Genomic DNA, 12,802 nt, shown 5'->3' with positions numbered 1-12,802 from the left:
CTTGGGGTTGGAATTTGGTGGGTATTGAGACGGAGGGTGATGCGGAGCACAAGTGGCAGTTTCAGGGACAAGAAAAATTAGATGAATTAGAGATTAATTATGCTCATTTTAAATGGCGTTTACATGACCCTGCCATTGGGCGTTTTATTTCTGTAGATCCATTAAGTGAAAAGTATGTACACAATTCTACTTATGCTTTTAGTGAGAATAAAGTAACTGCTCGTATTGAATTGGAGGGATTAGAGGCTGTTAGTGCTGTGATGTATGGGGATGCTATGCATCTCAAAAGTGCGACAGTAAAGCAAAAAAATGAATATTATGGTGGTATAGCAGGAAACTTACTCTCACTCACCGATATAAATGATGTAACCGTTTTAGCAACTACCATTACAAGAGGCAATAATGCTGTTAATATTGACGGTACAAAAGCATCTGTGTTGGACAAAATATTTGCGGCTGGAGGGGCTGCGATTCCTTATGTTAGTGGAAGCGCTATTAAACGAGTTGGTAATACTATTGGAGAAGCCTTATACTTAACTAACAATTTTGTAGAAGGGAATAAATTTTGGCAAAAAGTTTCAGTATTTGATAATGTGAAAGTTTTTCAAAGAGATGATATTTTTAACCCTTCCCAAGTTGGTTCGTGGAAAGAAAATGGAAAAGTTATTACTGGCAATAACATTGAACGGATGGCATCAGGAAGGGCACCGGTAGGAAATGATGGAAAACAGTAAATTTACATCATCTGATTCAAAAAGATGGTGCAGGCATGGCAGAAATTACGCAAACTTTCCACAAAAAAACCATAAGGTTATAGATATAAATCCCAATACCATTCCATCCGGTATTAAACGAGATGAATTTAACTCTTGGAGAAGCAATTATTGGATAAATAGATCTAATGATTTTAAAGAATAAAATACAATGGAAAATAGATATTATGAAATTGTTAAAATAATAGCTTCGAATGAGAATATAGCTCAATTTGGAGAATTTGGGAATGGGGCTTCTGATGAATGGGTCAAAAGAGCGCAAGAACGATTGAAGGTTCAATTTCCTCCTTCATATATTTGGTGGCTTAAAAATTACGGAGGTGGGGAAATTCACGGAAATGAAATATATAGTATTTATGAAATTGATTTTGATACAGTAGTAGGAGGCGATATTGTTTATATGAATGAATTAAACAGGAAGAACTTAGGCTTTTCTATCCATCAATTAGTAATACAAGAGAATGATCAAGGGGAAACATATTATTTTGATTTATCACAAATTGATGTTAATGGAGAAGCACCAGTTTACTGTGATATAACAGGGGATAAATACGCAAATGATTTCTTCGATTTTCTTAAAAAGAAAATTGAAGAGTAGGTTTTCCCCAATTCACTGTAGTCTTCTGAGAAGCACAGGCTTACCGTTGTGCTTTGTCTTCCTAGTAAAGACTGCTTACTAAAAATAACTGGAGAGTCTGTGATACGGTGAGTGCCTATAACCTGTATCAAAGCGCGAAGCAGGCTGTAGGTTTTGAGATAGAAATGTTCTTTGAAATGTAATCTAAAAGGGTGCGAGCGAGGTAGCAGGTAATGTCATCCTGTAGCCCCGCAGAACGCTACCTTGCAGGTAAATGTAGTCAACAGATCCAAGCGTACGGCGGCGTACTTTGACAATTTATCCATTACCAACGACCCTCCTGCCATTGTACAGGAAAACCAGTCGGACGCGACCCCGGTACGACCCTTGGGGTTGGAATTTGGTGGGTATTGAAACAGAGGGGAATCCTGAGCTTAAATTTAAGTTTCAAGGGCAAGAGGAAATACCCGAACTTGGTTGGTATGACTTCGGAAATAGAATGTATGACCCTGCTGCTGTTCACTGGAACCGCTCCGATAGATTCGCCGATAAATATTTTAACCTTTCCCCCTATTCTGCCTTTGGTGGTAATCCGCTGAGATATACCGATATGAATGGCGATAGTTTGGTAATCAATTATTTTGATACAAATAGCCAAGAACAAAGGGTGCATTATGGTTATACTCAACAAGGCGGATATAATTTCTACAATGCAGATGGAACAGCTTATACAGGTGGCGATAAATTCATTAATCAAGTAGGAAGTGCCTTAGCTCGTTTAGGATTAGGAAAAGAGGGCAGGCAAATGATTGATTTTCTTTCAAATGATGCCCAAGTGGTAAGTATTGCGCAGGGTGGTAATCAATATGATGATAATACGCATACGGTAGGGTTTAATCCTAATAGTAAAGCAGATATCCCAACTGAGGGAGGGGTAAATGGCTTAGCTAAATCACCATCTTATATAAGTTTAGGACATGAATTAGCTCATACAGAAGACCATTTAAAAGGTACGCTGAATAAAAATAAAACTTGGGTGGGTACAATCAACTATTTAGAAGCAGAGAAATACTCAACTCATCGTGAAAATCAATTTAGATCTGAAAATGGACTTCCTTTGAGAACACATTATGGGGTTATAGAAATATCACCTAAGGTGTTTGTACCTGATCCATTAAACCCAATAGTTGACAAAAAAGGAAGAAGTTTAATTTATTCAAAGGTTAAATACAGATAAAAATGAAAAGCGGTTATTCAAATATAATTACACTCTTTATAGTAATAGTTGTTGCTTGTCAAACACAAAAAAGTGTTGTATCAACGAATATTTTTAAAAGGCAAAATGTGGTTGGAAAAGGTTTTGCTAACAGTGCAAAATGGACAAGGAACGATATATTGTCAAAATATTCTAAAATAATTTTTCCTTGTGATACATTATTTTTGATTGAAAGAATTGGCGAGCCAAGTTTAGAAGTATGGGGTAATATATGGACTTCAAAAAGAAATGTGGTTTATGAATATAAAAGAGAAACTGAAATCTTTAAAGATACGGTTCTAAATTACAATTTATGGAATAATCGTTATAAAACCAATGTAGAACAGTTCGATACAACAACAATAGACAAACATAAAATTTTAGGGGGTTATCGAACTTTTATTACCCAAGTGATACGAGGGAAAGAAGTCAAGACCTTTTGCTTTCATGATTCATATTCTTCATTAAATATCAATAATTATAAACAAAAAAGCCTAAACTAGGCTGTAGGTTTTGAGTTAAAAATGTTCGTAATTATTTAGGTAGCCCACTCGAAGTTTCCCATTAGAACATTCTCAATATTGTTCATAATGTTGCGGTTCATTTTGCGAATTGTAGAGATAAAGCTCGCCATACGGGCGTAGGCGTTAGCCCCGCTGGTACGACGAAAGCAGTTACTGATTTTTTGTCGCTTCGGCGCTCCGATTGACCTTAGCAGTTCTTAAATCCCGCTCGGCTTGGTTATTCGTAAATGGTACGCCCGACTCAAACCGGGTCGCCGGTGCGAGCAAATGCTAAAACAGCCTCTTGGTGTCGAATCAACCGCTGCAACAAGTTGCGCCCTTTGCTTCTTTTAGGTTTACTCTGACGACCATTTGGTTTGAAAAAGGCAATGACAGGATGTTCTTCCAGGTCTGCCTGCTGGCAAATTTGGTGGTAGTGCACTCGCCAATGTGCCTGTTGGTCAAGACCAATCGGCCCAGTTGCTTCATAGGCAGCCATCAAGTAGTCGTGCATGGCTTTAGCCCACTGACCTCCTTGCTCAATGAGCGCTTGCAGTTCTCGTAATAAATGCGCTCCACAGAGACTATGTCGCCCTTTACCTACCGTAAAATAGGATGCCCAACAGTCATGGATTGTCCAATTGATACACTCAGGAAAAATACTTTCCTGCGACAAAAGAGCTTCCTGACCCCGTTTATGATGAACAAAAAAGTGGGTGTATTGCTCATTGCTTGCTGAATGAAGCCATTTTAGACCACCACCAACCCGCAGTCCTGTTTCGTCAAAATGGCAGACAGACGCCGCTTTGAGTTGTTCTTTGATTTGAGCCTCTATCGGAGTCAACTGCTCATAAAGCTTGGTTTGAGCACTTGCCAACGTGGCCGGATTGTAGGCATAGCCTGTCAAATCAGCCCATAGCTGGCTTATCTTGGCAAAAGGCAAACGATAGTCAAGGTTGAGCACAATACTTTGAGCATGAATACGCGGGCCATATTGTACCGGTGCCGCTACATCAGAAGGAAATTGGCCTGTTTGCTCACAACCGCATTGGCAACGATGAACCACTACTTGGTGTTCGCTTACCCACATAGCAGTGGGAGGTAAATCAAAAACTTGGCGACGGGCAACCACTTGTCCTTCACCTTGGAGGGTAAGTCCACAACTAGAACAATGCGTGGCCTGATGGGTATGAATTTGATCTGGATGATCTACTAATTGTAGAGTTTTGCCTGGATGACCGTGTTGCCCTCCGGGCTTTTTGCCTGCCGGTTTGGATAGGGCTGGTTTGATAAGAGGCTTCTTTGCGTAGCCTTCACTGCAGGGTGGTTTATGGGAGTTTGATGAGTTTTGGCCAAGTTGACGGCGCAAGTCAGCGTTTTCCGCCTCTAACTCTTCGATACGAAGTAGTAAGCGGTTTACCAACGCCTTCAAGTCTGCTATTTCTTTGACCAATTCTTCCATAATATTAGCTATGCAAATTGCGTACCTAAATAGTTACAAATGTTCTTTGAAATGTGAGAAAAGAGTAGCCTGTAGCGCCTTGGGGTTGGAATTTGGTGGGTATTGAGACGGAAGGCAATCCTGAGCACAAGTGGCAGTACAATGGCAAAGAAAAAATAGAAGAATTGGGATTAAACCAATTAGACTATGGTGCTAGGATGTATGATCCTCTACTTGGGAAATGGCATGTAATTGACCCATTAACAGATGAACAGGAGACTTGGAGTCCATACCACTATACATACAACAATCCTGTAAACTATGTTGATTTATACGGTTTAAGCCCAAGTAATGCTTTTGAAAGTACCTCTATTGCTATCTGTCCCACTTGTCCAAACGACAAAAAGTACGATGAATACCGTAATAATAAATCACTTTATACTTATGATAAAGAAACAGGTATAGTATTAAATGGAGATGGAAAAGGAGCAACTGTTTATGGAAAAAGAAATCAAGAACCTACTTTTAAGGGTTGGGGACATTTATTTGGCCCAAGTATAATAGTTCCTGCGGCAGAATTTCCTAAAATCTGGATTGGTAAAGCTACTGTTGGAAACGCATCGGAAGTTACAACATCTATATCATACCTTAGTAATAAATTGTTAGGTAACGAAAGAATGCAAAAATTTTTCAATTACAGTAATGTAATGTCTAAACGACTCTATACACATAGTAGAATCATAAATGGTAAAGTTGTCCGTTTTAAGACTAATTTATTAGGCAGATATGTGGGTAGATGCTTAGGCTTCGGTCTCTCTCGTGCAAGCATGGCTGTCACTGTTTATGATATTGTTGATACGGCGAACACAAATTTTCAAAATATGGCATTAGAAGAACAGCATCAACTTTTGCAGACGCAACAAATGTCAGGCTCATTTATTCCTAAGGAATTATTACAAGAACAGCGAGACGCTGTAAAAAAACAATTTAATAATGAAAGATAATATTCAAGGTGAAATAATAGAAGAAGTTCTATTATTCTTAAATAAAATTGTAGGTATTGAATCTGAAAACATTAGTTTAACAGATGGTTTAGAATCTGATTTAGGTATTTCAGGCGATGATGCTAGTGATTTGATACGTGCCTTTTCAGAAAAATTTAAGGTCGATATTAGTAATTTTCAGTTTTATGAATATTTTCATGCCGAACCAGTTTTTTTTTCTTTTAGAAATACAAAAAAAACAAAAGAACTGACTGTTGAAAGCTTATTAAAGGCTGTAAAGGCAAAAGTTTTAGTATAAAACTAAGTAGTCATCTAATCATCCCTCGTTGAGTTTGTTTTTTTTAAACTCAAATTTTATTTGTTGAAAGCTGGGGTTACCGATAGCATCGTCAATGATATTGTCCCTTTCTCACAAATCTATGAATCCTTTTATAACCCTGAAATTCTTTCTAAGGTAATTTATGTAAGATTTTGCCTCTGGTCACCGTCAATCCCCGATTCTTGTCGTGGATACTCAATACTAAAATAACAGTGCATCAGAAGTAGCAAGGAAAGCATTAGCGAAAGAACACTTTACAAAACAATCATGACCAGTGAAACTAATACGCAGAAGTTTAAGGACAAGTCGTAGAAAAATGGGGATACCTCCCAGATTTTCAAATACTCTTTTCACACTATAGTTTATAAATAGACAAAAGTAAACAACAACTCTAATGATTAACAAATGGCTTTTTAGCTCCATACTCTGGTGGTGTGGAACAGGGGTACTTTGTGCCCAATCGGACTTCGTACCCAAGGTAGAATTGACACCATCAGAGTTGTAGATACCAAAGGCATCAAATATATCTTTGCCTACAAAGAACAAAGAACATGGGTACGATGATGATGAAGCAAGTTTTGGCAAACGTCACGTAAATGCTTGGTATCTGACCCAAATCATAACCCCCATATGTCTAATTTTCCTTTGAATTCTAACACATTGCGTTCGATTTTTTGAGGTGCTATTTTACGTACCTACTCCTATTGTGGGGACAGGTTGATTTTTGTCTAAATAGGCTGCGAGGCATTTTTTACTCAATAACTCGTCTCATCGAGTTTTACTTTACCTCGAAAAGTCCAAAAAACAAAACTCGTATAAAGTGCCACCAATGGTACCCCAATCGCGGCAAAAGTGAGCATGATTTTAAGGGATTTGTCGGTCGATGCTCCGTTGTAAACCGTGATATGAAGGTTGGGGTCGATAGTGGAGAGAACGATGTTGGGAAAAAGCCCCACCGCTACCAAAATCATGAGCATAGCCGTCACAAAAGCCGATGATAAAAAAGCGTAAAAATAACGCCGCCGTGAGATTTGGCGCGTAATGTTGGCTACGGCCAAAATAGCCAAAACCGGAAACGCAAACATATAAGGCACTTCGCGATAGCGGTTTATCATGTGAGGGATGAACAAAAGCGTAGCGACCGACGTAATCGCAAACATCAGTACAAAAAAGATAGTCGTGTTTTTGGCCAAAACGGTAAGTTTGGCGTAAAGCCGATTTTCGGTTTTCATCACCAAATAGATAGCCCCGTGCATCATAAATAGCGCCAATGTAGTGACCGATACGAGAAGGGCATAAGGGTTGAAATAGTCGAGCAATGTACCTCGATAAATGTAGTTTTGGTCAATGGCAAAGCCTTGAATCACATTTCCCAAAACCAACCCCAAAGCCAAAGCCAGCAAAATACTGGATACACTATAACTAATATCCCATGTTTTGCGCCACCAAAGCATGGGTTCTTTGGAACGGAACTCTATGGAAATCGCTCTTAGAATGAGCATGACCAAAAAAATCATAAACAACTCATAAAACGCCGAAAAAACCGTAGCATACACCACTGGAAAGCCAGCAAACAAGGCTCCGCCGCCAATCACCAACCATACTTCATTGCCATCCCATACGGGGCCGATGGCGTTGAGGGCAATCCGCCTACTTTCTTCTTTTTTGAAAAACAGATGTAATGCACCCGCGCCGAGGTCGAAGCCATCGAGAATAGCGTAGCCACTAAATACGCCACCCACCACCAAAAACCACCAAGTGGGCAAATCAAGTCCGAGTATCGTTTCCATTAGTTGAGAATTGGGTTGTCGCGTTTTGAATAATCAGGAATCACTTCTTCGTGCAACTCGTCGGGGCCATGTTTGATTTTTTTATTGAGTAAATACAAAAACAGCGCAAACAACAAGCTATAAACCAACGTAAATAAAATCAGTGAAAAAAGAACCTGCTCGGTACGAAGCGATTGAGAAAGCGCATCGGATGTACGCAGAAGTCCATACACAACCCACGGTTGTCGGCCTACTTCGGCAGAGTACCAGCCTACTTGATTGGCGATTTGGGGGAATAGCACCGCCCATGCAAATATTTGTAAAAGCCATTTTTGGTCAAAAAGACGACCTCGCCACCATAAAAACATCCCCAACAATGAAAGTCCAATCAATGCCATACCGATGGCTACCATGAGGTGATAAGTCTGAAACACAAAGTTGATAGCTCTGGCGGAAGGCCGTTGGTCGGTCGGAAAAGCGTTTAAGCCCGTGACGGGAGCTTTCAAATCTTGATGAATTAAAAACGACAAACCACCTGGAATTTTGAGACCACTTACTTTTTGAGCTTGGGCATCCGTCCAGCCCCATAAGTACATGTCGGCCACTGCCAAAGAGTCATAATGACCTTCAAAAGCGGCTAATTTGGCGGGTTGGTTTTTGGCTACTCCATCAGCCGAGCGGTGCCCCGTAAAAAGCTGCAATAGCGAAGCTACCGTAGCGACCACAAGGGCGATTTTGAAGCCTGATTTGGCGATAGATACGTGGCGGTTTCGGAGAAGATAATAAGCATTGACACTCAAAACCAAAAACGAACCTGCTAAAAATGACCCAATAATGACGTGAGAAAGACGGTCAACACTCGAAGGATTAAAGACCATTGCCCAAAAATCCGTGATGACAGCCCGCGCTTTCATGCCTTCGCCTTCGATTCGAAAGCCAGCGGGCGTTTGTTGCCAAGAGTTGGCTACTACAATCCAAATCGCCGAAAACATAGACCCCAATGCGACCATTATCGTAGAAAAGAAATGAACGCGAGGGCTGACTCGATTCCAACCAAAAATCAAAATACCCAAAAAACCAGATTCGAGGGCAAAGGCAAAAATACCTTCGGCAGCTAAGGCACTTCCGAAAATATCTCCTACATAACGAGAATAAACCGCCCAGTTGGTGCCAAATTCGAACTCCATTACGATGCCCGTGGCTACGCCAATCCCAAAAATCAAAGCAAAGATTTTAATCCAAAAGCGGGTCATTTGCTCATAGATTTTTTGACCCGTGCGGAGATACATGCCTTCCATGATAACCAATACTATCCCTAAACCAATACTTAGCGGAGGATAGATGTAATGAAAAGCCACCGTAAAAGCAAACTGAATACGTGAAAGTATTTCGGTGTTCATAAAGAGGTGCGCTGTATGATGAGCAAAAAGCCTGCACCGAGAATAAGAAAATAAGCAAAACGCCAAGATGAAAAGTAAGACTCGGCAATGCTCAAAAGACACAGGCCGATACCGTTTGGCATCTAAAAACCTAACAAAAAGAAAAGGGCTTTTGTGCCTTTTGAGGAGAAAGAAAAGTGAACTTTTGTGACTTTTTTATTTTATGGACAAAATTTTATTTGGTGTCTCTAGCAGTATTCACATTGGGAAGAACCACCATAAAAATGCTGCCTTGGTTGGGGACGCTGGATACGTGAATTTTGCCACGATGCATCTCAATTATTTTTTTGCACACCGATAGTCCTACCCCAAAACCCGAAATCGACAGTGCATTTTTGGAGCGGTAAAAAGGTTCAAAGATACTTGATATGTCCTCATTAGGGATTCCGATTCCTTCATCTTGGATACTAACTACGGTCGTGTCATTTTTAAAATCAATGATTACCAATGCTTGGTGAGGCGAAGAGTATTTACAGGCATTGTCGATAAGGTTGGTAAACACCGTCTTCAAAAGATTCTCTTCTCCAAGGACTGTGATATTGTTTTCATCTTCAGGGTCTTGGGCATATTCTACCAAGATTTTATATTCGGGTCGGGAGAGGAGCAAATCATCTTGGGCTTGAAAAATCACATCGTCTATACGTACATTTTGGGCATTGCTGAGGGTAGTTTTGAAAGGTTTTACGATTTGTAAAAGGCTATTGGTGAGGTTGATAAGCCGATTGATGTCTTTGCTGATATTTCTTAAAATACCTTTGTGCTGGGCCAAAGTGAGTTTTTCTTCAAGGCTAATTTCCACTTCTGACTTAAGTGCAGCGAGGGGCGTTCGGAGCTCATGAGACGCGTGCGAAACAAAACTTTTTTGAAGTTCAAAAGATTCTTCAAGACGATACATCATTTTGTTGAAGGCAGTGGCCAATAGCCCAATCTCATCTTTACCATTTCGTTCGTCGAGTCGCTCAGTAAGGTTGTTGGCCGAAATCGCGCTGATTTGAACAATAAACTGATTAACTGGCCCAAGGGCTTTTCCCGCAAAAAATATCCCCAAGAGTATCGTCCCTACAATTCCGAATACAAGCCCACCAAACAGCGTTTTACGGAGATTGTCCATTTTACTTCGCCCAAACTTATCGTAAGCAGAGGCCAAAATAATGTATTTCTGTTGGTTGAGTTCGTAGATAAGTCCTACTACTTCGTTGTCGCCGCTGCTAGTTTCCACGTATTTTTCGCGTCTTATGCGTTCGAGCAAATCATTCCCATAATGAATCACATGGTCGTCTAGGCTGCTATAGAAGAGTTTATTGTTTTGATCAAATACCAATACCTTTTCATCAATTAGGGCAGTAAGGGTATTTTTGTCGATGATTTTGAGCAGATTTCGGTCTATTTCATCTACTTTGATGAGCAATTGGGCCGTCGTGATTGCCTTGCTTTTGAGACGGTCGTAGTATTCTTGCTCGCGAAATTCGGCAAAAATCTGATACACTATAAACGAAAAAATAGCCAACAGACTTCCTACAATGAGGGAAAATAGGATAGAAATTTTGGTCTGGATTTTCATGGTGTTTCTCTTAATAAATAGCCCAAGCCGGGGCGTGTGTGGATGAGTTTTGGTTCAAAATTTCGGTCGATTTTTCGGCGTAAGATATTGATATACACTTCTATTACATTGGTTCCTGTATCAAAATGTACATCCCAAACGTTGGCCGCTATATCGTTTTTAGAAACCACTTTACCTTTGTTTTTTACTAAATAAACCAAAAATTCGTACTCGCGTGCCGTGAGACTGATTTCTTGAGTGGCTCGCTTAACGAGCTTACTATCCAAGAAAATTTCCAAATCAGCAATACGCAATACTTTACCGACGGTTTCGGCTTCGGAGTGGTTTCGACGCAGGCCTACCACTACTCGATGATACAATTCCCTAAAATCGAAAGGTTTGACGAGATAGTCGTCGGCTCCCGCTTCAAAGCCCTCTATTTTATCTTCAATTTCGCTCATGGCAGTAAGCATCAAAATCGGGAGCGAAGGTTTTTGCTCGCGAATTCGCTGACATACTTCATAGCCGCTTAGTTCGGGTAAATTGATGTCTAAAATCACTAAATCAAAAGCAACCGACAACGCACGGCGCAGCCCAAGGGCACCTGTATAGGAGACTTCTGTCTCAAAACCTTTGTTGGTGAGGCCGCGCGTAAGTAGTTGAGCAATGCGTAAATCATCTTCAATGATGAGGATTTTCTTGGGTGCGGCGTCGGTTTTCATAAAGAAAAATAGATTTTTTGTTCAAATATAAAGCATAAGCGTCTTCCTTACAGGCTATTTAGTTTTTTTTAAGGTGGTCTTTATATGAGCTTAATCTTTGGTCATCACCTTTGCAAAAAGTATTGTTGACCTTATGCGAATTCTTCTTTTGATTGCTTTTTTGGTGCCTTTGCGAGGGCTTGCTCAAGATTCACTCCGAATCTCACTGAGGCAAGCGGATAGCCTTTTTTTGACTAACAATCTTCAGCTTTTAAGTGAGCGTTTTAGGATTGAGGCGGCTCAGGCGGAGGTGATACAAGCCCGCCTTTGGGATAATCCCACGCTTTCGACCGAATGGAATATTTATAATCCTGACAGAAAACGAGTGCTAGATGTAGGAAAAGGTGGACAAAAAATCATCGCTATTGAGCAGCTGCTTCTTACGGCAGGCAAGCGTAGTAAGCAAGTCGCCCTCACCCTCGAAAACGCCCGCATGACCGAATATGAATTTATGGATTTGTTGAGGGTACTGAAGTTTGAATTACGCAATCATTTTTTTGATGTTTATTTTCTTCAAAATACCCTCAGTCGTTATGAAATTCAGATCCGAACCCTCCAAAATACAGTAGGGGCTTTTGAAAAACAATACGAAAAAAACAATGTATCGCTACGCGAAATGCTGCGGTTGAAGGCTTTGCTATTTCAACTCAACAATGACAAAACCGAAATCTTATTTGAGTTGGCCGAAAAACAAAAAGCGTTGAAGACCATTCTTCATTTGGAAAAACCGCTTTCGCCAATCGTAAGCCCAGAAGAATTGACACGTTATCAATTGCGGAGCGAAGATGCGGCTTATTTGAGCGATTTAGCATTGCAAAATCGCGGTGATTTAAAGGTAGTTTCGTCTTTGGCGAGGCAGGCAGAATTGAATTATAACTTACAAAAATCACTTGCAGTACCGGATTTGAGGTTGGGCGCGGTCTATGACCAATCAGGCAGCTATGTCAACCATTATACGGGGTTGACGCTGTCGGCTGATTTGCCTTTTTTCAATAAAAACCAAGGGAATATTAAAGTAGCCAAACGCATGATTGAGTATCAAAAAGGGATACTTACACAGAAAGAACAGCTTATTAAAAATGAAGTAACGGCTGCGCTCCAAAAAGTCAAATACGTAGAAAATATGGTGCAAAGTGTAGATGTGAGATTTACCGAACAGCTAGAACTTCTCAACCGTGGGGTGGTCGAAAATTTTCAAAAAGGTAATCTGACTTTGCTGGAATTTATTGATTTGATTGAGACCTACAGCGAAAGTATCAAAGAGCTAAACCGACTCAAATCAGACCGCGTAGAGGCATACGAAGAATTGAATTTTATGGTAGGACAAGAACTTTTTAACTAAATGTACTGCTAGACTTTCCAAGTTTTTTACTCACTCGATACCTAAACTTGGAAAGCCTGACATAATACAAGAACTTTTT

11 protein-coding genes and 2 pseudogenes are annotated in these 12,802 nt (G+C 40.2%); 8 read left to right on the top strand and 5 right to left on the bottom strand.

Translation table 11 applies throughout. The features are described 5' to 3' along the window. Positions 1-11 precede the first annotated feature (11 nt). The 5 genes and pseudogenes from P1X15_RS27805 to P1X15_RS27790 form a co-directional block, all read left to right on the top strand. Positions 12-734, top strand: a pseudogene (locus tag P1X15_RS27805) (RHS repeat-associated core domain-containing protein); the annotation flags it as partial. Between the two features lie 11 nt (positions 735-745). Further along, positions 746-817, top strand: coding sequence for a hypothetical protein (locus tag P1X15_RS32650; RefSeq protein ID WP_409049712.1), 72 nt, complete (start codon positions 746-748; stop codon positions 815-817). A gap of 107 nt (positions 818-924) precedes the next feature. Beyond that, positions 925-1,371, top strand: a complete 447-nt coding sequence (locus P1X15_RS27800; RefSeq protein WP_277341403.1) for an SMI1/KNR4 family protein — start codon at positions 925-927, stop codon at positions 1,369-1,371. A 289-nt stretch (positions 1,372-1,660) separates the two neighbouring features. Next, positions 1,661-2,587 carry a M91 family zinc metallopeptidase gene (locus P1X15_RS27795; protein ID WP_310586048.1) on the top strand — a complete coding sequence of 309 codons (927 nt, stop codon included), beginning with the start codon at positions 1,661-1,663 and terminating at the stop codon, positions 2,585-2,587. Positions 2,588-2,589: 2 nt separating this feature from the next. Continuing rightward, a complete protein-coding gene (locus P1X15_RS27790) occupies positions 2,590-3,108 on the top strand; it encodes a hypothetical protein (RefSeq protein ID WP_277341401.1) in 519 nt (172 codons plus the stop codon). Positions 3,109-3,370: 262 nt separating this feature from the next. On the opposite strand, the gene tnpC is transcribed toward P1X15_RS27790, so the two are convergent. Then, positions 3,371-4,570: an IS66 family transposase gene (gene tnpC / locus P1X15_RS27785; RefSeq protein WP_277341400.1), complete on the bottom strand. Its 1,200-nt coding sequence runs from the start codon at positions 4,568-4,570 to the stop codon at positions 3,371-3,373. A gap of 89 nt (positions 4,571-4,659) precedes the next feature. Between tnpC and P1X15_RS27780 the strand changes: the two are divergent. Together P1X15_RS27780 and P1X15_RS27775 are read left to right on the top strand one after the other, a co-directional pair. After that, a pseudogene (locus tag P1X15_RS27780) lies at positions 4,660-5,553 on the top strand (RHS repeat domain-containing protein); the annotation flags it as partial. After that, positions 5,543-5,851 carry a DUF1493 family protein gene (locus P1X15_RS27775; RefSeq protein WP_277341399.1) on the top strand — a complete coding sequence of 103 codons (309 nt, stop codon included), beginning with the start codon at positions 5,543-5,545 and terminating at the stop codon, positions 5,849-5,851. The pseudogene P1X15_RS27780 and the gene P1X15_RS27775, both read left to right, overlap by 11 nt. A gap of 776 nt (positions 5,852-6,627) precedes the next feature. On the opposite strand, the gene cydB is transcribed toward P1X15_RS27775, so the two are convergent. The 4 genes from cydB to P1X15_RS27755 form a co-directional block, all read right to left on the bottom strand. Further along, positions 6,628-7,662 carry a cytochrome d ubiquinol oxidase subunit II gene (cydB, locus tag P1X15_RS27770; RefSeq protein WP_277341398.1) on the bottom strand — a complete coding sequence of 345 codons (1,035 nt, stop codon included), beginning with the start codon at positions 7,660-7,662 and terminating at the stop codon, positions 6,628-6,630. Next, complete coding sequence (locus tag P1X15_RS27765) at positions 7,662-9,041, bottom strand: cytochrome ubiquinol oxidase subunit I (RefSeq protein ID WP_277341397.1); 1,380 nt, start codon at positions 9,039-9,041, stop codon at positions 7,662-7,664. Before P1X15_RS27765 ends, cydB begins: the two co-directional genes overlap by 1 nt. Positions 9,042-9,255: 214 nt before the next feature. Continuing rightward, on the bottom strand, positions 9,256-10,641 hold the full coding sequence (locus tag P1X15_RS27760; protein ID WP_277341396.1) for a HAMP domain-containing sensor histidine kinase: 1,386 nt from the start codon (positions 10,639-10,641) through the stop codon (positions 9,256-9,258). Continuing rightward, complete coding sequence (locus P1X15_RS27755) at positions 10,638-11,342, bottom strand: response regulator transcription factor (protein ID WP_277341395.1); 705 nt, start codon at positions 11,340-11,342, stop codon at positions 10,638-10,640. Before P1X15_RS27755 ends, P1X15_RS27760 begins: the two co-directional genes overlap by 4 nt. 133 nt (positions 11,343-11,475) lie before the next feature. Here P1X15_RS27755 and P1X15_RS27750 point away from each other — a divergent pair, with 133 nt between their 5' ends. Continuing rightward, complete coding sequence (locus P1X15_RS27750; protein WP_277341394.1) at positions 11,476-12,723, top strand: TolC family protein; 1,248 nt, start codon at positions 11,476-11,478, stop codon at positions 12,721-12,723. Positions 12,724-12,802 lie beyond the last annotated feature (79 nt).

This window comes from Runella sp. MFBS21 (assembly GCF_029433105.1).
Classification (GTDB): Bacteria; Bacteroidota; Bacteroidia; order Cytophagales; family Spirosomataceae; genus Runella.
Note: the sequence above shows the minus strand (reverse complement) of the source record. Positions and strands in the feature narration are given on the sequence as shown.